Here is a 23,009-nt window from a genome sequence, read left to right as displayed (position 1 = left end):
AATTTTTTCTATATTAATATTTTGTGTTTGTGATTGGTTGGTTTTGAACAGCAAAAATTACGCATTTTTTTTAAAACAGAAAAAGCAACAGCTTTTCTCCAATGTTCTAAAACTGTTCTAAATCAGAAAAACTTAAATCCTGAATTTTTGGTAATGACTTAACTTTTATCTCTTTTTTCTTTTTATTTAAGATTTTATCGGAACCTAATTCCTGATCAAATTCTATTTTACTTTTGGTTAACAGATTGATTTCAGTTTCAGAGGTTGTGTTTTTTCCATCCCAGATTACTCTTGAAATGTGTATCAATTCAAAGTTCCCTTTATTATATCTAAAGGTATAACTGCTTTTTCGATTATTAATATCTGTCAACATTTTTAAGTTCCCGTCTTCAATAATAAAATCAGGAATTGCATTACCGTTATGGTTTCCTTTTTTATCGATCGGATATTGGCTTTCGATTAATTTTACAGAAGAAACTGCCAATTGAAGTTTTCCATCAGGCTGAGATAAGAATATCTGCAATCTTAACGGTCTGGTTTCAGCCTTCTCATTCATTTCAACAACAACGTTGTCATTGTGTTTATCATTATTCAGATCTCCTTCTTCTTTTTGTACCTGAAATGTAAAATCATCCTTATGAGCCGTTTTTTGTGAATACAAATTGGCTTTTGCGAACAGAAGAAATATAATACTATACAACGATAATTTTTTCATAATTCATTTGTGTTTTTTTATTTATATACTGCCAATCAGAATACTTCCAGCAATGCTTGTAAAAAAGATTCCGAGCTTTTTATATCAAATAAAAATAAGTTTACCGTAATCCAGTATAATTGGAATATTAAAAAAATAATCAGAAAGATGATCAACAATAAAAGCAGGGATTTATTCTTTATTTTTAAGATGAAATAATACATCAATGAAATGGTCAGAGAAGGAAGTATGGCTCCGACTGCTCCAATTTCTACGGCTATTTTTATAATCGTTTTCAGATCATATTTTTCTAAATAATTTAAGGATAAAATATACCAAGATGTAATTCCTATGGTGAATAGAAGAAATAGTAATAGACTAATTATAATAAACTTTCGGCTGTTTTTCATATTTATTTCTTTTTATAACCCGGATTTTTCCCTGAACTGAATGCACTTTTTAATCCTTCTTCCGCCTTTTCCCAGAATTGGGTATGGCTTAAGCTGTGGGATGCCATCGCTAAGTAAGGCAGCGAACCCGGTCGTTCAAACATGCTCGTCATTGTTTTTTCATCCTGCTCGGTAACCAATCCTGCATGATATTTGGTGATAAAGGAATCATATCTCTCCAGATTTCCTCTTAAGATTTTAAGCTGATCATCCAGATCACCTGTTATAATATATTCGGCTTCATTAATGTATTTAATGATTTTTTTGAATTCAGACGGTTTAATAAACTGGCTGAATAACCTCATCAAAAGGTCTTCTAAGTATCTGGTTTGTACCGCATTTTGTGCTCCTTTCAAAAAAGCATCAAATTCTCTTTTTTTATTTCGGGAGTTATAAGGATCTTTATCATAAATAGGAACATCTATGATAGGAAGACTTTTGGTCTGTTTTTTAGGTGTCCAAGATGTTTCATCAATACTATCAGTTATTCCTTTATTTTCTCCAAATATCCCTGCCAATAGACTCAACAAATAGCTGTCTTTCGGACTGCTTTTAATATCACATAAAATATTTAAAACCTTTAAACCTTGGGTAAGATTCATGTTTTTCACCCATGTTATTTTATCATAATTTCCATTGGTCGCATTATAATTTTTATGTACATCATAGGTCCATCGCAGAAGGTTGTTCAAAAGGCTAACGAATGATTCTTTTTCTTTTTGCAGATTGGAGTTTTCGATTTTCAGGGAGTTTATGTATTTAATAAATTCCGCTGTTATCATGTTAAACCCTAAAAAGGCTTTTGACATTTCTTTCCATGCCGCTACGGCTTTGTTTTTAAAATCCTGCCAGACAAAACTTTTCAGGTATTTTGTAATGGCATCGGTATCTACACTTTTAACGGTTTTAATACCTGCAGCAAATTTATCTACTTGAAAAGATTTTAATAAACCTTCCAAATTCGTAAGGCTAAAGTCAGCGATCAATTGTTGCGTCAAATCATACGCATTATGTACATTGATGATTTTACAACCTTCATGTAATTTGGCGTGATTCAACTGATGCTTCTTTTGAAAAAAAGGAGTCGATAAATACGTGATACTTTTCACTTTCCAGGATTGAGGAAATTCGGAAGTCTTACGAGGTTTCAAAATATTCGATTTTGCAATCATTTCCTTATTCGCGATCAGCTCTGTAAACTGATTAATTACATTACCACCATGTGAATGCCCGATTAAATGGAAATGTACTTCCTGGTTTTTCCAGCCGGGATATACTCTTAATAATAAATCCAATAATCTTTCGGAAGCTTTGGTTCTTTCCTTGGTATCATTATCTCCGGACCAACTGAAAAACTCTCCCTCAATATGCAAGTCTAAAAATTGAGGTTTAAGTTCCTTGATATTATGCCATAAGTTATTTAAGCTCTTATCGGTTTCTTTTTTTGTTTTTTCATCAAAATATTTCCAGTAATCCGTATTGGCCTGATGTTTTTTTCCTTCGGTATTTCCGGGATCTGTAGTTCCTGCCACAAACATCACCACATCATAAATTCTTCCGGACTTTGATTTTGGCGGACTTTTAGGATCACCATACCTCACTCCTCGTTCATCACCGGTTTCCGTGACAGATTCTCCGGCCACCGTAATGATGTTTTCATTAGAATACATGCTGTGTCCTTCCTGAGATATCTTGTTGTATTTTCCTTTTACAATTCTCGTCCTCGTCATGGCTGAATGATACTTTGATTTTCTGTAACTATTATTGGGATTACTGAGGTTCTATCGTGCAAGTGGATTCAAATAGTACTCTTTTGAGCTCAGCTCTGCACCTGTGTTCCCATTAAGAATTACCTTTTTAAATAAATAAGATTCTCCGTCTGCTGCTATTTTCCCGGTATTCCAGGTGATTTCCCAGACGTAGGCATTGTATTGTTTAGATTCGGATCTTGAAATTTCTCCATTTTTAGTAAAATCTACCTTCCTATCCTTACCATATTGCAATACCTTATTCAAATCGAATGCATAATTTTTGTCTTTGTCCTCTGTCTTAACAGCAGTATCGTTCTTATAATAGGTCCATTTTCCGATCTCCAGATTGTTTCCAAAATAATGTTTAACGGATTGCAACGTTCCTGTATGATCGAAAGTATAAATATCCCTGAATCTATTATGAGTAATTACCTCTTCCACATAATTCTGAACAATATCCCTGTTATAAGTCTCCTCTACATATCCATCTTTAATCACATGATATTGTTTAACATAGACATTGCCATCTTTGGCATATCCTTCGTAAGAGGGATCTGCCTTTATTTGAGCTTCATATTTTGCAATATCAAATTTTGTCATTTGTACATTGGTGTTTACTGATGGTGTTATATTCTGATTTGAAACCGACTTTTCTTTACTGCCGTTACTACAACTAAAAAACGATAGTAAAAGCCATACAAAAATTATCTTCATACTTAAATCATTTTTTTTAAGATATCCCACTGCCATTTATAGGTTTGTTTTGCTATAATAGCTATAGATTGAGAATAGTAGTCCATAATATTATCGGTATTGAATTTCTTGAATGTCAGCGGACTGTCATTATCAAACGTGTGATACAAACCGATGGCATGAAGTAATTCGTGCGTAGCCGTTGTTTTTACAGATTCAAAGGGTACTCCTGCGGTCGTAGCAGTATCCTTTAGATTCAATACATATACAGTTTTTGATGGAATATCCTGAGCCTGCCCCAGAAGATAACTCCCATTACCAAGCTGTATCACTTCAGAAATAAAATAAACCCTGTAAAAACTATCATATCTGTTCCCTACCACACTTCCATCCGGAAATTTGGCAGTTCTTAGCTTAGCATCCAGATATTGGTGAATATCTCTGTTGCTTCTCAGCTTTGGAATAAAATTAGGATCATTGGAAAGGTTGATATTTAAATTTTTAATATCCACATTAATGTAAGCCTGCCTCATATATTTTTTCAGTCTTTCCATTTCTCCTGCTGTACTTCCTGTTCCGGATGATGAAATAACTTTTACAAACAATACTTTTCCCTGTTTTTGATGAGCTGCATCATTCGCAAGGATCTTTATTTTGCCGCATACCGTATCATCTGCCCAGACTTCAATCATCTGATCTGAATTAAATGATTTTAAGCAGGTAATCTCAAGAAAATTATCCAGGGTATATTTCCCTTTTTTAATGGTGATCTGACTGGTATTAAATTTAAAGTAATCATTATTGTCATTCTTACTTTTAAGATGTACCAAAGTGAGCTTTTTAGGCTGCTCCTCAATTTCAACTTTCAAGGTTAATTTTTGAGTATCGCCTTTGTAAATTGTCATGTAAGGAACGGGATAGAGATATGTTTTTTTATTGACCTTAGGTTTCCAGAAAATCGTCATATTGCTAAACTTATTTAAAAGCTTATCATATTCCGCTGTATCTTCATAAAAAGTACCTCCTGAGTAGATCTGCTGTAATGCTTTTGTGGTAGAGTTTTTATATTTTCCCACAATTTTTTTATACCAGACATCTCCCCTTACCCCTGTATCTCCTGCTCTTAGCCAATCAAAGCCAAATTCCCCACTCCAATTGGCGTGAGGTCTGAACATAACGATACATTTCGCCTTAATTTCTCCAGCAGGAGGGCTTTTAGGACCTCCATAGCTTACTCCATTCGTCTCCCCCGTTTCTGTAACCGAAGCTCCTGCATGGGTTATAATATTTGAATTGGAGTACATGCTATGACCTTCTTGAGAAATCTTGGTATAGGTACCTTTTACAATTCTCGTTCTGCTCATCGCTAATGGGATTTTGAAATTTCTCCGCTATTGTTTTGTACTTCTTCTTGTGCATGTTTATGAACAAATTTACCGGATTGAATGTTCATATCTTTTTCACTGACTTCATTTCTTTCCTTTTTTGTTTCACTATGCACATCTCCGTCAATAATCTCCGTAAGTTTTCCTGTAATAAACATACTGGCATCACCCACCACAGACGTTAACTTCATTGCTCCTACGTTTTCCGTATTATTAAGACCTACACTATTGGATTTGTTCATTCCCACTGTAGTATTCATATTCTCCCCGACATTGATATTCATATTTTTACAATTCAATGTCATGGTTTCAGGAGCAGTAATGGTAATATTGCTTCCGGTCGTATCTAAGTGAATTTCATTCCCTGATTTATCGGTAATAATGATGCTTTCATCTTCGGTAAAGACGACTTTGTGACCACTTCTTGTCTGGATGGATTTCACTCTGTTATCTGCCCCTCCGCCAAGACCAACCTGCCCATGAAACATTCCCCCCATTACAAAAGGTCTGTCAGGATGATTATGAACAAAATTAACCATCACCTGATCTCCAACTTCCGGAATTGCAACATATCCTCTGTTTTGAGTAATTCGGTCTGTTCCTCCCGCATCAGGACTCATCATTCTGATAAAATGGGTAGTATCGTTAGTTTGCCAGTCAAATCTTACCTGAACTCTTCCTTGTCCTTCCGGATCTGTATTGGAAATCACGGTCGCCGTTTGAGGCTCTGCTTTTGGAACCGTAAATTCAGGTTTTGGCAAAAATCCGGTATCTGAAGCTATTCCGGCAAAACTTCCCGTGTAATGCCCGATTGTATCGATTTCATGAACCGTTTCAGTGATCATAATTTTGGTAAAATAGGAGGTCTCGTTAGTATCAGGTTTTCTCATTTGGATATCGGCAATACATCCCGGATGAAGAAAAGGTACAGTTGTAGAACCTGACAATGAAAATACATTAACCGCTTCACTTCCTGAAGTACTTCTTTGGGAATGTTCTACATCAAGATGCGTTGAAGCTTTTATCGGAGCAATCTGTAATGCAGGTGTTTTATAAATGGCATCATTATGTCCATATGCAGTTTTTGCCAGATTGCTTGTATGCGTTATCGGAGTCGTTCCGGAAGTCAGTTTTTCGTGACGGCTACTGTTATAGCCATAGAATTCAGGTTTGGTATGAACTGCTTTGAGTTCTACTTTTATATTATCTGCATTACTTCCATACAGCAATTTTATCGGTTTATTTTGTGGTGGAAGCTTTCCAAAATGAAGCACTTCTCCATCATAATAAAATTGTTCGCCATATGCTTCTGCCATTCTTGCCAGATAATTGTAATGCGTCTCATTATACTGACTGGTGTATATAATCTGAGAATAATCATTGGTATCAATTCTGAAATCAAACTTGCTTTTATCAAGCCCTTGTTTAATGATATCATCAGCAATAATTCCCATATTCACAGGCTGACTTCCTCCAAAACTTTGAATATGTGGCGCACCATCAAGTAAAATAGTCGGACTATATCCTGTTAAAACAATATTTCCCAAACTCATTTTTTCCTGACTGAAGCCAACTCCTGTAATAACTCCTACAAAAGTTCTTTCAGGGCTATTTTCAATATCTTTATAAGAAATAACAGCCGTCAATCGTTTTCCTAAGAGCTTGTTGACATCTTCCAAAGCATGAGACTGGCGGTTCCCGAAAGTATCGTGTGCCAACGTAAGAGCAAACTCGTGATGACGTACTGCGCTTTGTGTTAATTTAAAATATTTATAGTATTTAATAACCTGACCTTCGATAACTAAGGATAATTTCACCAAACGGTTGATTCCCGAATGATGGTTACCCGATACTCCATCCGCATTTTGAGTAGGACGGAAATACGCTTCCCGCGTATTTTCAGATGTAGTTGACATAATTTTGTGATTGTGGTAAGTTAAAGATAAAAAAAATATCCAAACTAAAGTTTCTATTAAAGGATTATCTATTTGTTAATTTATGAGCAAAGTCAAAACTTTAATAAAAATATTGTTTCAGGCAAAAAAGACCGTCTTTATTGGAGACAGTCTCTATTGGATGAATGTTGATTCTATATACTTAAGCTGATGGCCAAAGTCCTTCATAAGCAGAATTACCATAGTTGATCTTCTCTGCACTTACGATGAAACTTACATACATAGAGTTTTCATCTACGGCATCAAAGTCTACTTCGTGCTGAATGACATATCCGTTTTCCCAGTTCAAAGTAATCAATGTTCCTTCTTCGTGAGATTTGTTGAAAGTAATTTCTCCGCTGGTTGGTTTGTATTTTCCGTTCAGTAAGCTTTCCAGAATATCAGATTTTTCTGTTGCTTCCACAGTAAGTTTAATGATTGCATTGGAAGGATCTGAAGCTACTCTACCAGAAACGTCTGTAGATCTGGATACGCTGTAATTCAGCTTTAATAATTTTTGACCTTCGCCTCCGTTGAATTTTAGGATTCCTCTTGAATTTAGTGCCATGATAATAAATTTTAATCGTTAATAATATTTTATAACTCAGTGATTGTAAAACAAATATAAAGCGGCATTTTCTATCCTAAAAATATTTATCTTCTTTTTTTATTTTTTGTAGTAGTTCTACTATTTTGTGTCGTAATTCTACGACAAGCTTTTGGTATTCAGATAGGTTATGCATAAAAAAGACTGCCATTTTAGGGACAGTCTTTCTTATTTATAGTTTTTAATGCTTCGTATATTCCGGAGCTTCTACCGGAAGCATGGTTGGCATAAAGTATTCGTTGAGCCAATAGAAAGTTTGCCCATTCTGCTGAATTTTCACTGCCGGATTATTTCTATAGGTCAGCATTCTTTCTGCTAAATCTTTATAATATTTAAAATAAGTCCTTACTGATTCATTGATGATGATTTTAGACTTTTTCCAGGCTTTCAGTTTGTATTTAGACATCATTTCTTCTTCAGAATTATCAAAACCTGTACTTACCCCCACTGCATAAGACATCGGTTTTTCGTATAAGTCTGATTTATCTAAGAACTTAATTGTAGGATTGTATTTTTTCAAAAGCTTAATATACTCCTTTACTGCTTTTGCCTGATTAAAGTCTGTTCTTTCAGCATTTGTTTTCTGATACACTTCCGTATAGAAAGCTTTTAGATTATCATATTCTGCTTCTGAGATCAGGATTCCTTTCTCCATTCCCTGTTTAAAGTCTTTTAATTCTGAAGGAATATATCCTTTAACTAAAAACGGATTTCCATAGTTTACCAATTGTGCCGCAATACCTGCAGAAACAGGATTCGTTAATCCAGGATACAGATATTTGTATTTCACATCTACATCTGTTTTTCCCGCTCCTACTGATGAATGGAAGTGGTCATTCAGAGATTTATCAATAGTTTCATTGTCCAAAGTCACCTGAGCAATCAAGCTATCTACTGCCTTTTTTAAATATCCCGGTGTTGCAATATCCCCTTTTTTAGGGAAGATCACAAAGCCTTGAGACATACTCTGCTTCGGATAGTCCAATGAGAAAAATCCAGCTTCACTCTCTACCAGACTAAAGTTATTTTTGGTGAGTACATCACTTTGATTAATAATATTTTGTTTTTTAAGCTCTGCAATATTTTTGGCTGTATTCGTCACCACATTTTCAGACATCAAAACAAAATCATTGTAAGTATCTGATGATCTTGCACTTGTCTGGAACATAATCAGTCTTGCCTGCGCTTGTGTAATGGAATTAATTACCCCATACATATTTCCTCCCTGGTTGGATGAAGTCCCGATTGTAATGATAATGTTGGTTTCATCAGGGCGATCGCCAAGAAGACGGCCGGCTGCCATTAACCCTTCGTTTACAGGCTGATAACTGCTTGCACTCGGACAGTTCATTTCATTGGTTTTCTGATCAATAAATGTTGTTATCTTACTGTAATCAGTACTTAAATTTGACGTTGCCACATTATCGCCACAAGAATTATTCTTGTACAAAACAACACCATACTTCACCGAGTTGAAGTAAGTAGGTTTTTCAAATCTAAGCTGTAAATCCTGTAATAAAGATTTTACAATAGGTGCATAAGGCGCATTAGAAGCACTTATATCTAATGCAAAAACAATATTTATTCTTTTATTTCTTTCGGTAATTTCTCTGTAACGATCAAAAATTATACGCTCTCCCAATACATTGAAAACATAGTTCTTACTGTAATCTAAAATATTGGTAAAGTATTTTGTCTTGGAATCCGGAGTTGGTGTCGTATCCAACGCTAAACTGACAGGAAAAATGTTTTCCAGAGGAGTTCTTTTATTGACATCCGTAAGCAAAATGGCCGTTCTGTTTTCTACATTTGATCCTCCCGGAGATCCTTCATGAATTCCCAGAGCAGTTTCTGTAACCCCTGTAGGATTTTTCATTTTAAGAGCCGATCTCTCCCCCCAAGCAGACACTACATTAGAACTTACCCATCCGTACAAACCTTCATTAATGCTATCCATATCAATAGAAGGCTTCTTTCCTACCAAAAATCTTTTATTATTTTCTGCCTGTTTGTAAACATATACAACTTGTCCGTTCGGGATCTTCACATTCGCCTGTTCTATCAAACTCGGTGAATTAAAAACCATAATGGAATCATTTTTATAATACCTTTCGGCACTTCTTATCACATCACTATTATTGGGAACAACAGCAACTCGTACAGGATAGCCTGTCTTTTCGCTTTTTAAAGAATTACTCCATAATAATAATTCAGATTCCGGGATCCAGCCGTATGTTTTAATTGATTTTGACGAAACTTTTTTCATTAATGCATCCGGAACATATTCCGCCACTTTTACCATTCCGTCTCTGTGTTTTAGGACCATAAGCGGTTCTAAAAACTTAACTTCTTTATATGATTTTTCGTCACTTTTATCTAAATATGCCGTATTTCTTGATCGGTCGGAAATCACGATCCACGGAGCCGATTTTTTTGGAAACCCATTGATAACGGGAGAATTGTCTACCTGACCGTAATGTTCCGGTTCCGGAGTTTTTTTGGAAGGTAATTTTACCTGGCAGCTCGTAAGCAATACCGAAATACCTATATAATATGCTGCTAGAGGAAATTTATTTTTCATCTTAATTTTCTTTTATGATTGGTGTTGTTCGTAGAAATGAACGATTATTTACTTTGGGTAATATCCACTTTAGTTACACAAGATTGCGCATCATCAAAGTTTACTTTTACAGTCTGTATTACATTATTTTTATCAAACTGAAGACCTGCACAGTACATGTAAAAATTGTTAGCCTTGCTATCATTAACTTTTACTACCGTGTTCTCATTATTACAAAGGTATTTTCTTAATAAATAATTATAATGGGTATTGAAGCTATTGCCATTCGCAATTTGCTGTAAGTGATATTTAAAATCGTTATCCATTTTCGCATAAGTATCTTCTACCGTTACATCTTCTTGTAAGGCATCATAACCCGGAAGAATTTTGATGTGATGTAAGATCGGCTCTATGCTTTCATCTGTAAATAAAGTAACCACATAATCTCCAGGTTTTTTATAAGAATACGTGGCAAATTTTTCTTTAGAATCTATATTTCCCGTTTCCCCAAATTTCCATGTAAACTGTTTAGCATCAGAAACCGCACGAAATTGTACATTCTCAAATACCATTGCCTGAGATTGTGCATCAATAATCGTCCGGATTTTTGCAGTGTCTTTAGGTTTGGCAACTTCTCTCGAACGCACCATTACAGGAAATGACTTCGAGTATTTATTATCAATAATTAACGTTACCTGATAATATCCAGGTTTGTTATAAAAGTGAATACCGCTATTTTTATCAGAGGTAGCACCATCTCCGAAACTCCATCTTTTGTTCTTTGCAAACTGAGTTTTGTCTTCAAATGAAAGTGTATCTCCTACCATTAATGTAGACGGATATACTAATCCTACAATATCATCATTCGAATGGATTACTTTTTTCTGCAGCCATAGAGCTACCAAAGCGGCTATAAGTAAGGTCGCAATAACCCCAATGATAATATTCTTCTTGTTCTTTTCAAAGTAGTTCATATTTAATATTGTGTAGTGTTTTTGGTTTTGTGTGGTGTGGTGGTGTAGCGATTTTTTTATTGTGTCCTCGCTTTCAATTCATTATTACGCTGAAACAACTGGTTTTTCTTTTCTTTAAAACCAATAGAACAGTCTTCAAACTGTTTTTTAAATTTCTCGATATCTTCTGTTACTGTAGCAATCGTTTTTTTGTCATCGAAATACATTTTGTAAAAAAGTGCAATTTGCGGATAGGCATCTTTTCTGATATCAAAAACTTTAGTATCTCCGCTTTCATAATAATTGGTAATATCATTAATTCCGTATATGATACTGTTTTCTACAAAAGGCTGTGGCATTTCATTCGTCAGACGATTGATCTGATGATAGGTACTGTCCATGATTTTGTAGCTATACTTCTGTTTCTGATCAAATTTTGCTTTTTCCTCAAGGTTTTGAATCGAAACAACGTCCTCATCCGAAAAAGGAGACTGAAAATCTTTTAAAAAGATAACTCCCAAAAATATAAGTGCTGCCAAAAGCATCAGTATAAGATAAAGAAACTGATACTGTTTTTCTGTTTTAGATAATGTAATGTGTCCGTGCATAGCGTTGATGTTTATCTTCGTCTTCTACTTCCTGTGAACTTTCTGGTAGGGTCTATCCTCAATTCATCATTTGCTCTGCCTACCTTACCCAAACATTCTTCTATATCTCTGCGAGCCATTTCCTTCTGATGTTCTACGATAATAATCTGATTTTTCAGATCAATCATACTTCCGATCTGCTTCATAAGAATGGCATAATGCTTAAAATTATCCGCACTGTCTTTTCCCATAATATTTCTGGCATCTCTTACGCTCTCCAGTATAGAGTTTCTAAGAAATATATCATTGTCCACCTTGTTAATATCAAGCTGGTCCATTTTATAATAGATACTTTCTACATGGGTTTTTAATACGTCGCTTCGTTCAAGCAACTTACGGTAAGCCTCAACTTCTTTGCTGATCCCTTCTTGTTGCTGATTATAGCTTTTAAAAAAGAAGAAGACAGACAAAAAAGAAACGCCTGCTAAGACTAAAAAAGATAGGACAAATTTCCAAATGCCTATCCTGACGTCAGATTGGTTTAATTTTTTCTCCCTGTTCGAAGACATACTTTGTGATTTGTTTGGACGGTGAAATTATTAAAAAAAATAAGACTACACAAAATTTATTCCTATAATCACTAATTGGAGAATATTAATTTTCTCTCTCATTAGAATTTTATACCTTAGACCTCTCAAATTTTAAATATCTACACCAAATCGATATTAAAATGAACCAGATTTTAAATAAAAGAGTTCGCTTTTCAATAGCTGACAGTGATTTTTATTTTAAAAAAATAATGATCAAAACGCTTTTGGAGACACCCTTCAACATGCTGATTAATGACTGCAATAACGGTCATGAGCTTATCAATAGAACCTATAGGCGGCAGGAAGATGTTTTCATTATAGAACTATTCATGCCCATACTGAGCGGAATTGAAGCCATCAAATTTATTCGTCGAAATAATAACGAAACCCCTATCATAACGTATTCCGGAACCTATCAGGAAGATATTGCAGAAATTCTTTCAAAGCTTCCTAATATTTACTACTGCCAGAAAAACAGCAATATCATCAAAAATATTGTGAGGGGAAAAATAGCCGACAACAATTTTGATTATGATTCTTACTATCAAGAATGGCAAAAACAGCCTCTTTTGGTACAGGAATATATGAGCAGGCAAAAAAAAAGCCAGGAAGAACTCTCTCCTACTGAAATTCAGCTTATGAAATTTTGTTATGAGGGTTTCAGCAATAAAGAAATTGGCGAAAAACTCAACCTGAGTACCCGAACCATTGACACCTATATCAATAGGCTTACAGAAAAGCTTGGATTAAAGACTAAACTTCATCTGATAAGGTTTTGTGTAGAAAATGGATACTATAATTCCAGCACATAAAGATATCTTAATATATTAGTAACATAAAATAAACATACAAACCCAAGCAATTATCTAAAAATATTTTGCCACTAATTTGCTAGTATTCAATTTTTTTAACTAAATTTGCACACCTAAAATTTAAAATTTAAAAAGGAAATGACAAAGGCAGAACTGGTAAACACCATCTCAAATAAATTGGGAACAGAAAAGAATGAAACACAGAAAGTTGTAGAAGCTTTTATGCAGGAGATTAGAACTTCTATGTACAATGGGGACAATGTTTATCTAAGAGGTTTTGGTTCTTTCATTATTAAAACAAGAGCTGCTAAAACGGGTAGAAACATTTCTAAAAACACTGCAATTGAGATCCCGGCTCATAACATTCCTGCTTTCAAACCTTCAAAATCTTTTGTTGAGAAAGTAAAAACTAAAGTTGCAGTAAAATAAAATTAACGGAATATTAACTAGTTACTAAAAAATTTAAAATTATGCCAAGCGGAAAGAAAAGAAAAAGACACAAGGTTGCAACTCACAAGAGAAAGAAAAGAAGAAGAGCAAACAGACATAAGAAGAAATAATCTCTTTTTCTCGAGATTCACAATATAATAATATAGTTGGTGTTTTTAATATTTTAATATTCACCGACTATATTTTGTTTTGAACCCTAATAAGATTTTTGAGAATATCTGTGTTTTCATTTATTTTCATCAAAGTATATTAATATCTATAAACTATTCTTATATTTAAGATATTATTTATTTGAAAAAAACACCTATTCCCTATAAATCTTAACAATTTTATCTTAACAAAATGAAGAAAGAACTAATAGTTTCGCATGAAGATGATCTTACAAAGATTGCACTGCTGGAAGACGGAAGACTATGTGAACTTCATGAGCAAGAGGACAAAAGTGATTTTATAGTAGGAGATTTATTTATTGGAAAAGTAAAAAAACTGGCTCCCAACCTAAATGCAGCATTCGTAAATATAGGTTACGAAAAAGATGCCTTTCTGCATTATCAGGATCTTGGACCACAGTACCTTACGTACAGAAAGTTTTTAAGAGACACGATTTCTAAAAAACAAAACGCTTCAAGCTTAAAAAATTTCGAAATACAACCCGAAATTGACAAAAACGGAACAGTAGACAAAGTAATTGCCAAAGATGATGTTGTTCTGCTTCAGATTACCAAAGAACCCATCTCTACAAAAGGACCGAGAATTTCTACACAAATTTCCTTAACAGGACGTTTTTTGGTTCTAATTCCTTTCGACAATAAGGTTTCAATTTCCAAAAAAGTAAAAAGCGCTGAGGAAAAAGAAAGACTGAGAACCCTTATCGAGAGTATAAAACCTGAAGGTTTTGGGGTGATCATCAGAACGGTAGCCGAAGGAAAAAAAGTAGCAGACCTGCACAATGACATGAATCAGCTGATTCAGAAATGGGAAAGCACTTTTAAAAACATCCAAAAAAATAAGGTTCCGTCTAAAGTTTTAAGCGAAGAAGACAAAGCTTCTGCTATATTAAGAGACAATTTCAATCAGGATTTCGTGAGCATCATTTGTGATGATGAACAAATGGTAAACGAAATGAAAAACTATGTGGAAGTCATTGCTCCTGAAAGAAAAAACATTGTCCAGTTTTACAACTCACACATTCCTCTACTTGAATATTACAATGTTGAAAAACAACTGAAACAAAGTTTCGGAAAACATGTCAACATTCCTAGTTCTAAAGGAGCATACCTCGTTATAGAACACACTGAAGCACTACACGTAGTTGATGTAAACTCAGGAAACAACATTACAACAGGAACCGCTGTCAATAAAGAACATGCCCTGAATGTAAACAAGATGGCAGCCACAGAAATCGCAAGACAGCTTCGTCTGCGTGACATGGGCGGAATCATCGTCATCGATTTTATCGACATGACCAATCCTGAACACAGAAGAGATCTGTATGAACATCTTAAAGAAGAAATGAAACGTGATAAAGCACGTCACAAAATTCTTCCTCCTAGTAAATTTGGTCTGATACAAATTACCCGACAAAGAAACCGTCCGGAAAAACAGATCGAAACCAAAGAAGAAAATCCTAACAAAGACGGAGAAATCATCGCTCCTATTGTTATTGTAGAAAGAATGGAAGAGGCTCTGAAAACCATTATGCAAAAGGAAAAAGGGAAAATTTTCCTTCACGTACATCCTTTTGTGGAAGCTTATCTTACGAAAGGCATCATGAGCATCCAGATGAAATGGTTTCTAAAATACAAAAAGAAAGTAGCCATCATCCCAAGAGATTCTTTTAAATATTTAGAATACAGAATTTACAATTCAAAAAAAGAAGAATTGATAGGATATTCTAATTAATACAAAATTCAAAACCTCTAGTTTTTCTGGAGGTTTTTTATTTAGTAATTTTATTAAAAATAAACAATGAAGCACCATCACTACAAAACCACCATCGAATGGACCGGAAATAAGGGTTCAGGAACGAGCAATTATCGTGATTACGAAAGAAGTCATACGATTTCTGTAGAAAACAAACCTGTGATTGAAGGTTCTTCCGATCCTGCATTTCGTGGTGACAAAACAAAATATAATCCTGAAGAAATGCTGTTATCATCCCTATCTTCATGTCACATGCTTTGGTATCTTCATTGTTGTTCCGAGGCAGGAATTATCGTTACAGATTACACCGACCATGCTACCGGAACGATGGAAGAAACTCCAAACGGAAGTGGTCGTTTTATTGAAGTTGTTTTAAATCCTATCGTTACGATTACAGACGAAACTCAGATTGAAAAGGCAATAGCACTTCACGAGAAAGCAAATGAATTCTGTTTCATTGCCAATTCGGTTAATTTCCCTGTAAAACATACTCCCAAAATTTTATTTAAAATGTAGCAACATACAATTGTAGGTTAATTAATGTTAAGCCTGTTCTTTTCTTCAAGATATATTCCTAAATTTGATGTATGAGTTTTGGAAAAGATTTATTACGAAAAATAAAAAGTGTAACCTTACCAGGAGAACATGCTCACGGAGTTTTTTCTCCGCCTTACCGTCCTGTTTTCAATTATGAAGATGTTTTAGCCAAAAATCCTAAGTTTGCTGCTGTAAACATTGTTTTATATTTAAAAAATAATGAATGGTATTTTCCACTCATTCAAAGAACGATTAATGAACATGACCGACACAGCGGACAAATTTCTTTACCTGGAGGAAAGCGTGAAGAAATGGATCAGGATTTTTCTGAAACCGCTGTACGAGAAACATCAGAAGAAATAGGGATTGAAAAAAACTATGTAAGAGTCATACGAGAAATGTCTCCCATTTACATTCCGCCAAGTAATTTTTACGTGTATCCTTATATTTCTTACACTAAAAAAAATCCGGATTTTATTTTACAACAAACTGAAGCTGTGGAAGTGATTGAATTCCCTATTGTTTCTTTTTTAAATCTCCCGGATCAACCCGAAATAATGGCTTTACCCAGCGCAGGAGGGCATGAAGTTCCCGTTATTAATTTCAACGGATATATTATTTGGGGCGCCACAGCCATGATCTTGAGCGAATTCAGCCAGTTGCTGAAAAAAATGTAACTTTGCAGTATCGTGTTTAATTGAGAGATGGCGAAGAAAAACATTTTCACCGATGCATTCGGTACACCTTATTTTTTAAAGAGATTAATTATATTTATTCTGGGATTTGTTTCCTATAGAAGGTTCAACGGCTTTAATAAATTAAAAATAACAGGTACTGAAAACCTTGTGGATCTTCCGGATTCAAATGTGTTGTTTGTGTCTAATCATCAAACCTATTTCGCAGATGTAGCTGCAATGTACCATGCCTTTTGTGCTGTAAATAACGGATATTTAAATACCATTAAAAATCCTATCTATCTGCTTAATCCAAAAATTGATTTTTACTATGTAGCTGCCGAAGAAACCATGAATAAAGGAATTCTTCCTAAAATCTTTAAAATTGCAGGAGCAGTTACGGTAAAAAGAACCTGGAGAGCTGAAGGTAAAAACGTCAACAGGATGGTGGATATGAGCGAGATTGACAATATCATGAAAGCGCTTGATAACGGATGGGTTGCCACGTTTCCTCAAGGAACTACTTCAGCATTTGCACAAGGAAGAAAAGGTACTGCCAAATTGATAAAAAACCAGCGTCCTATTGTAATCCCTATTAAAATAAACGGATTCAGACGCGCTTTTGATAAAAAAGGACTTAGAGTAAAAGTAACAGGGGTAAAACCTACCATGGAATTTAAAGCACCTCTTGACATCGATTATGATAAAGAGAACGCACAGGAGATTTTAGTGAAAATCATGACTGCTATTGAGCAAACAGAAGATTTCAATGTATTGCACAGCTATGATGAAGAGATTAAAGCTAAAAAATTGGAACAAAAGAATTCTGCTAATTAAAATAAGTTGATATGAATAAAATAATAGCCATCTTATTCACAATTATAGTAATGGTTTCGTGTAACAGCCAAAAAGCATATTCAGACTTTGACATCAGTTATTCTAAAAGCGGAGGTTATGCTCCCGTTTATGAGAATCTACTGATTAAAGGAAATAATGTTCATTACTCTTTTGAAGGGCAAGGAAAAAAATACAATCAGAACTTTACCCTTACTGATGAAGATTTAAAAAAACTAGATAATACCCTTTCTCAGAATAATTTCAGAAGAATACAGGAAGATCATAAAAAAATTTATGACGGGATCGCCACTTCTATCAATATAAAGAAAGGCCTTAATGAAGGCAGCAAAACCGATGCAAGCTCAATAGCATCCAATTTTAAAACGAATTGGGCTAACATCACCAATGCCTTTCAGGAGATCATTAATAATAATGTAAAAAAACAATAGATACAATTGAAAACCCACTTCATAGCAATTGGAGGAAGCGCGATGCACAATCTTGCCATTGCATTAAAAGATAAAGGATATCAGGTAACAGGTTCGGATGATGCCATTTTTGAACCGTCAAAATCAAGATTGGAAAAAAAAGGAATTTTACCCACGGAAATGGGTTGGTTTCCTGAAAAGATCACTTCCGATATTGACGCTGTGATTCTTGGAATGCATGCTCATCAGGACAATCCTGAATTGGCAAAAGCAAAAGAACTGGGTTTAAAAATTTATTCATATCCTGAATTCCTTTACGAGCAGTCAAAAAACAAAACCAGAGTCGTTATTGCAGGTTCGCACGGAAAAACCACAATTACCTCTATGATTCTTCATGTATTGAACTTTCATCAGAAAGACGTGGATTTCATGGTGGGAGCTCAGCTGGAAGGTTTCGATTGTATGGTAAAACTGACTCAGGACAACGATTTCATGGTATTGGAAGGTGATGAATACCTTTCCTCTCCTATCGATCTTCGTTCAAAATTCTTGCTTTATCAGCCGAATATTGCTTTAATGAGTGGAATTGCATGGGATCACATCAATGTTTTTAAAACATTTGATGACTATATCGAACAGTTCAGAAGATTTGTTGCCAGTATTACTCCAGGTGGAATCTTGGTTTATAATGAAGAAGATGCAGAAGTGGTAAAAGTAGTGGAAGCTGCTGAAAATTATTTCAGAAAAATTCCTTACAAAACTCCTGAATATGAAATCAACAACGGAAAAGTCTACCTTAAAACTGAAATGGGCGATGTTCCGCTTTCAGTATTTGGAGCACATAATTTACTGAATCTTGAAGGAGCAAGACATATTTGCCAGACTTTAGGGATTATGGATGAAGATTTCTATGAAGCGATCATGAGCTTTAAAGGAGCTTCAAAACGTCTGGAAAAAGTAGAAAGAGAAGATAAAGGAACGCTTTACAAAGACTTTGCCCATGCTCCAAGTAAAGTAAAAGCTGCTGTAAAAGCTTTTTGTGAGCAATTTAAGAATGAAACAAAGTACGGTTTCCTTGAACTTCATACCTATTCAAGCCTAAATCCAGCATTTTTAGAACAATACGATCATGCAATGGATGGATTGGATCATGCAGTGGTATTCTATTCTGAAGATGCATTGAAAATTAAGAGAATGGAACCTATTTCTCCTGAATTGATTAAAGAAAAATTCAAAAACGAAAATCTAAAAGTTTTCACCAATGCGGAAGAACTTCATGCCTATTGGAATACGCTCGACAAAACTCAGGGAGTTTACTTGATGATGAGTTCGGGTAACTTTGGAGGACTCGATTTAACGAAATAATAAAAAATCCTTTCATCTAAAAATGAAAGGATTTTTTTTATTCACAATTACGAATGAGATTTTTCAATATATTTTCAATAGAACTTAAATCAAAGGAAGCGATTTTTACTACTTCTTACCATGATAAATATCTATTTTTCATTTAAATATCCGCTACAGCATTCAGCATCTTCTTTTCCCAAGACGGATCTTTCGGATCAAAAAACAATCTATTTCCTGTATCTAAAGAACAAACAACATTCATTTCATCCTCTGTCAGTTCAAAATCAAAAACGTTGAAATTCTCTTCAATTCTGGAAGGCGTTACAGATTTTGGAATCACACAGAAACCTTCCTGTAAATGCCATTTCAAAATCACCTGAGCTACTGTTTTATCATGTTTTTCAGCAATAGCTTTTAGTTCTGAATTATCCAGCAATCCCGCATTCCCATTTCCAAGCGGGCTCCAAGGTTGTGTAACAATATTATTTTCTCTGTCGTACACCTGAAGTTCTTTTTGCTGGAAAAGAGGATGTAGTTCAATTTGGTTAATTACTGGGAAAACCGTTGAATTAGCTTTTAATTCTTCCATTTTTTCAACAGGAAAATTACAAACACCAATTGCCTTGATTTTTCCTTCATGATACAACTCTTCCATTGCTTTCCAAGCACCGATAAAATCTCCGTATGGCCAATGAATAAGGTACATATCCAAATACTCCAGCTGTAATCTGTCTAAGGTTCTCTGAAAAGCACTTTTTGCCTTATCATAGGCAATATCCTGAACCCAAAGTTTTGAAGTTACAAAAAGTTCATCTCTGTTTATTCCACTGTTTTTAATGGCGTTTCCAACCGCTGTTTCATTGAGATAAATGGAAGCCGTATCAATCATTCTGTAACCTGTTTCAATGGCTTTGATTACAGCGTTCTCACATTCTTTCAAATCTTCCATTTGCCAAACTCCAAATCCCAAAGCTGGAATATCTACTCCATTATTTAGCGTAATCACAGGTTGACCTGTATATATTTTTTGTCCCATAATTTTGGTTGTTTTCAATTAAAGTCAAACAAATTTGCGATAAAGTTTTGAAATTTTCAGTTACCAATTTTACTTATTTTGAAATTTATATTTTTGTGAAAACCTTAAAATGATGTCACATCAAATCAGAATTGCAATATCAGAAGATTATCCAAGAATCATGGAAATCTGGGAATCTGCTGTGAAAGCAACGCATAATTTTCTTGCTGAAGAAGATTTTACTTATTTTAAAGAAATCATTCCCAGAGATTATTTACCTAATCTTGAAGTGTATTTAATCATTGTAAATGAAAAACCACAAGGTTTTGCATCAGTTGCAGAAGGAAATCTTGAAATGCTTTTCATTCATGATAGCACTCGTGGAAAAGGTTTGGGCAAAAAATTATATGAATTCATGAAAGAGAAAACCGGTTTGACAAAAGTGGATGTGAATGAACAAAATCCACAGGCAATCGATTTTTATGAAAAGATGGGATTCAAAACCATCGGAAGATCTGAGAAAGATGGTTCGGGAAAAGATTATCCGATCATTCATATGAGTTTGTGATAGATCCCTAAAGTTTGTCATTCCGTAGGAATCCAGGCTATTTTCATGATGAAAAAAAACATCTGGATTCCACGCTCCACTTCATTTCGCTCTGGATGACAAAAGCACAGTCAAAAATTAAACAATCACAGCTTCGTCCTTACTCATCATTTTTCTGAACAAGCCTTTGATGTGATTAATTTCTTCCTCGTAGTTCGTTTTTTTTCTACATCCGAAGTACAAAGTATTTTCAAGCTTTTTCTCTCCTTCCCAAATCAATTTTACATCCCCGTTTTCAATTTCATTTTTACATAAGAAATCCGGAATAACCGCCAATCCGGTTCCGCCTTTCAAGCAACGGATGATTGAATTTAAATTCGGAACAATATAATTCGGTCTGAAATTCGGTTTATGACCAAAATTCTGGATCCAGAACTGAAAAAGGTGTTCCATATCTCCGGTTGTTCCGTACCATTTTTCCTGTTTCAGCCATTCTTCAACATGTTCCAGGCCTTTTGTAGCCACCACTTCATTAAAACTTTCTGTGTCTACATCTTTCCCCCCGACCAGAATGATCTGCTCAGAAGAAAATGCTTCATGTAAAATATTCGGTGAAGTTCCTTTTTTAGGAGTGATAATCAAATCCAGAATCCCTTTATCCAGTTGATCCAACATTTCAGGATATTCTCCAAAACTAATAATCAAGTTAAAAGGTAATGTCGAAACATATTGTTCCAAAGTGGTCTGAAAGGTTTCAAAACACATTCCCACACTTATGGTAGGAGTATGTTTTTCGGTAGATTTCTGGAAGTTTTTCTCTACATCTTCAAGTTTGGTCAAAGGTTCCGAAATCGCATTAAAAAGAACTTTTCCTCTTTCCGTAGGGATCATTTTCCGTCCGGTTCTGTCGAATAATTTATATCCGACATACGCCTCCAGTGAACTTAAATGTAAACTCACACCTGGTTGCGAGATAAACAATGAATCTGCCGCTCCCGTCAAGGTTCCCGTTTTATATATCGCTTTAAAAGTTCGATACCATTCTAAATTGACCATAGATTAACTATTAATATTCTGATACAAAATTATAAATTAATCAGACTTGTGATACATTAAAAACGATTGAGTTTGTCAATTGTAAATTTTTGTTTTTATGAAACAATGATGACTCTTTGTATTGATAAAGGTGCATTAATAAAATAAACAAGCACATAATTGCCATTCTAGCAAACTATTATTTTTATAATAATTAACTATAATTTATATTATTTTTATTATACAATGACCCGCCATAACTTTGCATCATAAAATTTAAACAATCATAAAACAATGAAAAAAGTATTAATCATTAACGGCGGACAAAACTTCGGACATTCCGGAGGAAAATATAATCAGACCATTGCAGAAAACACATTGGAAGTTCTGAAAAATTTTGAAAATGTAGAAGTAAAAGTAACGAATGTGAGCGAGAATTACGACAAGCATGAAGAAGTGGAAAAATTCGTTTGGGCAGATTACATTATTTATCATACTCCGATCTGGTGGTTTCAATTACCCAACGGTTTGAAAAAATATATTGATGAAGTTTTCACAGCCGGTCACGCCAAAGGAATTTACATGAGTGACGGCAGAACTGCCGAAAACCCGAAAATTAACTACGGAACCGGAGGAATGCTGAAAGGAAGAAAATATATGGTTACCACAAGTTGGAATGCTCCTGAAACTGCGTTTACGCTTCCGGGAGAGTTCTTCAACGAAACCAGTGTAGATAATGGACCATTATTTGGATTCCATAGAATGAACGCTTTTGTTTCATTAGAAAAAATGGAAAGTTTTCATTTCCATGATGTAGAGAAAAATGCAAATATCGACCGCGATATGAAACTGTATAGAGAACATCTTACCGATGTTTTTGAAAAAGAACTAAAACCTCAGTTTGCCTAATGAAAATTTATCTTACAGCCGTTATCAAAGCAAAAGAAGAACACAGAAACGAAGTATTGGAAGTTCTTCAGAATATGGTAAAAGAAACCGTGAAAGAGGACGCCAACGAATTGTACACACTTCATCAGGGAATTGAGGATAAAAATCAATTTATTTTCTACGAAATCTGGAAAAGTGAAGAAGGATTAGCTCAACATAATCAGCAACCTTACATTCAGGTTTTTGGAGCTTTAGTCGATGAAAAACTGCAGGAAAAACCACAGATTTATTTGACTCATATTATTTAATTAAA

At 34.6% G+C, this 23,009-nt stretch carries 24 protein-coding genes; 11 read left to right on the top strand and 13 right to left on the bottom strand.

Annotation, left to right across the window (positions count from 1 at the left end; translation table 11 throughout):
- Positions 1–106 precede the first annotated feature (106 nt).
- The 11 genes from LV842_RS07820 to tssO (LV842_RS07770) form a co-directional block, all read right to left on the bottom strand.
- Positions 107–715, bottom strand: a complete 609-nt coding sequence (locus LV842_RS07820) for a hypothetical protein (protein WP_233110893.1) — start codon at positions 713–715, stop codon at positions 107–109.
- A 35-nt stretch (positions 716–750) separates the two neighbouring features.
- Positions 751–1,104 carry a hypothetical protein gene (locus LV842_RS07815; RefSeq protein ID WP_233110892.1) on the bottom strand — a complete coding sequence of 118 codons (354 nt, stop codon included), beginning with the start codon at positions 1,102–1,104 and terminating at the stop codon, positions 751–753.
- Between the two features lie 2 nt (positions 1,105–1,106).
- Entirely contained in the window at positions 1,107–2,873 is a 1,767-nt protein-coding gene (locus tag LV842_RS07810; protein WP_233110891.1) for a hypothetical protein, read from the bottom strand.
- A 51-nt stretch (positions 2,874–2,924) separates the two neighbouring features.
- A complete protein-coding gene (locus LV842_RS07805) occupies positions 2,925–3,608 on the bottom strand; it encodes a hypothetical protein (RefSeq protein ID WP_233110890.1) in 684 nt (227 codons plus the stop codon).
- 2 nt (positions 3,609–3,610) lie between these two features.
- The gene (locus tag LV842_RS07800) at positions 3,611–4,951 is read right to left on the bottom strand and encodes a zinc metalloprotease (protein ID WP_233110889.1); all 1,341 of its coding nucleotides are present in this window, start codon (positions 4,949–4,951) and stop codon (positions 3,611–3,613) included.
- Positions 4,952–4,953: 2 nt separating this feature from the next.
- Entirely contained in the window at positions 4,954–6,888 is a 1,935-nt protein-coding gene (locus LV842_RS07795) for a type VI secretion system Vgr family protein (RefSeq protein WP_233110888.1), read from the bottom strand.
- 181 nt (positions 6,889–7,069) lie between these two features.
- Positions 7,070–7,474, bottom strand: a complete 405-nt coding sequence (gene tssD, locus LV842_RS07790; protein ID WP_039364733.1) for a type VI secretion system tube protein TssD — start codon at positions 7,472–7,474, stop codon at positions 7,070–7,072.
- Between the two features lie 220 nt (positions 7,475–7,694).
- On the bottom strand, positions 7,695–10,094 hold the full coding sequence (gene tssR, locus LV842_RS07785; protein ID WP_233110887.1) for a type VI secretion system protein TssR domain-containing protein: 2,400 nt from the start codon (positions 10,092–10,094) through the stop codon (positions 7,695–7,697).
- A 44-nt stretch (positions 10,095–10,138) separates the two neighbouring features.
- Positions 10,139–11,047, bottom strand: a complete 909-nt coding sequence (locus LV842_RS07780) for a PKD domain-containing protein (protein WP_233110886.1) — start codon at positions 11,045–11,047, stop codon at positions 10,139–10,141.
- Positions 11,048–11,103: 56 nt separating this feature from the next.
- On the bottom strand, positions 11,104–11,634 hold the full coding sequence (tssO, locus tag LV842_RS07775; RefSeq protein WP_233110885.1) for a type VI secretion system TssO: 531 nt from the start codon (positions 11,632–11,634) through the stop codon (positions 11,104–11,106).
- Positions 11,635–11,645: 11 nt separating this feature from the next.
- Positions 11,646–12,182, bottom strand: coding sequence for a type VI secretion system TssO (tssO, locus tag LV842_RS07770; protein WP_233110884.1), 537 nt, complete (start codon positions 12,180–12,182; stop codon positions 11,646–11,648).
- A gap of 230 nt (positions 12,183–12,412) precedes the next feature.
- Here tssO (LV842_RS07770) and LV842_RS07765 point away from each other — a divergent pair, with 230 nt between their 5' ends.
- The 8 genes from LV842_RS07765 to LV842_RS07730 all read left to right on the top strand — a co-directional run bounded on the left by LV842_RS07765 (position 12,413) and on the right by LV842_RS07730 (position 19,229).
- Complete coding sequence (locus LV842_RS07765; RefSeq protein ID WP_233110883.1) at positions 12,413–13,015, top strand: response regulator transcription factor; 603 nt, start codon at positions 12,413–12,415, stop codon at positions 13,013–13,015.
- 138 nt (positions 13,016–13,153) lie between these two features.
- Positions 13,154–13,444 (top strand): HU family DNA-binding protein, encoded by a 291-nt coding sequence (locus LV842_RS07760; protein WP_002984212.1) that lies wholly within the window; start codon positions 13,154–13,156, stop codon positions 13,442–13,444.
- A 363-nt stretch (positions 13,445–13,807) separates the two neighbouring features.
- A complete protein-coding gene (locus LV842_RS07755) occupies positions 13,808–15,367 on the top strand; it encodes an Rne/Rng family ribonuclease (protein ID WP_233110882.1) in 1,560 nt (519 codons plus the stop codon).
- Positions 15,368–15,433: 66 nt separating this feature from the next.
- Complete coding sequence (locus tag LV842_RS07750; RefSeq protein WP_233110881.1) at positions 15,434–15,904, top strand: OsmC family protein; 471 nt, start codon at positions 15,434–15,436, stop codon at positions 15,902–15,904.
- Positions 15,905–15,975: 71 nt separating this feature from the next.
- Positions 15,976–16,602, top strand: coding sequence for an NUDIX hydrolase (locus tag LV842_RS07745; RefSeq protein ID WP_233110880.1), 627 nt, complete (start codon positions 15,976–15,978; stop codon positions 16,600–16,602).
- Positions 16,603–16,629: 27 nt separating this feature from the next.
- Positions 16,630–17,436, top strand: coding sequence for a lysophospholipid acyltransferase family protein (locus tag LV842_RS07740; protein WP_233110879.1), 807 nt, complete (start codon positions 16,630–16,632; stop codon positions 17,434–17,436).
- Between the two features lie 11 nt (positions 17,437–17,447).
- Positions 17,448–17,885, top strand: a complete 438-nt coding sequence (locus tag LV842_RS07735) for a hypothetical protein (RefSeq protein ID WP_233110878.1) — start codon at positions 17,448–17,450, stop codon at positions 17,883–17,885.
- 6 nt (positions 17,886–17,891) lie between these two features.
- Entirely contained in the window at positions 17,892–19,229 is a 1,338-nt protein-coding gene (locus LV842_RS07730; protein WP_233110877.1) for a UDP-N-acetylmuramate--L-alanine ligase, read from the top strand.
- Between the two features lie 142 nt (positions 19,230–19,371).
- Here the strand turns inward: LV842_RS07730 and LV842_RS07725 are convergent, their stop codons facing one another.
- On the bottom strand, positions 19,372–20,247 hold the full coding sequence (locus LV842_RS07725; RefSeq protein WP_233110876.1) for an aldo/keto reductase: 876 nt from the start codon (positions 20,245–20,247) through the stop codon (positions 19,372–19,374).
- Between the two features lie 112 nt (positions 20,248–20,359).
- Between LV842_RS07725 and LV842_RS07720 the strand changes: the two genes are divergently transcribed.
- Positions 20,360–20,794 (top strand): GNAT family N-acetyltransferase, encoded by a 435-nt coding sequence (locus tag LV842_RS07720; protein WP_233111059.1) that lies wholly within the window; start codon positions 20,360–20,362, stop codon positions 20,792–20,794.
- Positions 20,795–20,911: 117 nt separating this feature from the next.
- Here the strand turns inward: LV842_RS07720 and LV842_RS07715 are convergent, their stop codons facing one another.
- Positions 20,912–21,829, bottom strand: coding sequence for a LysR family transcriptional regulator (locus LV842_RS07715; RefSeq protein ID WP_233110875.1), 918 nt, complete (start codon positions 21,827–21,829; stop codon positions 20,912–20,914).
- A 273-nt stretch (positions 21,830–22,102) separates the two neighbouring features.
- Between LV842_RS07715 and LV842_RS07710 the strand changes: the two genes are divergently transcribed.
- Together LV842_RS07710 and LV842_RS07705 are read left to right on the top strand one after the other, a co-directional pair.
- Positions 22,103–22,717, top strand: coding sequence for an NAD(P)H-dependent oxidoreductase (locus tag LV842_RS07710; protein WP_233110874.1), 615 nt, complete (start codon positions 22,103–22,105; stop codon positions 22,715–22,717).
- Positions 22,717–23,004 (top strand): putative quinol monooxygenase, encoded by a 288-nt coding sequence (locus tag LV842_RS07705; RefSeq protein ID WP_233110873.1) that lies wholly within the window; start codon positions 22,717–22,719, stop codon positions 23,002–23,004. The genes LV842_RS07710 and LV842_RS07705 overlap by 1 nt, the downstream gene beginning before the upstream one ends.
- The last annotated feature ends 5 nt before the right edge of the window (positions 23,005–23,009 follow it).

The sequence above is a fragment of the Chryseobacterium gwangjuense genome, assembly GCF_021311115.1.
GTDB lineage: Bacteria > Bacteroidota > Bacteroidia > Flavobacteriales > Weeksellaceae > Chryseobacterium > Chryseobacterium gwangjuense.
This window is presented reverse-complemented; position numbering and strand designations above follow the sequence as displayed.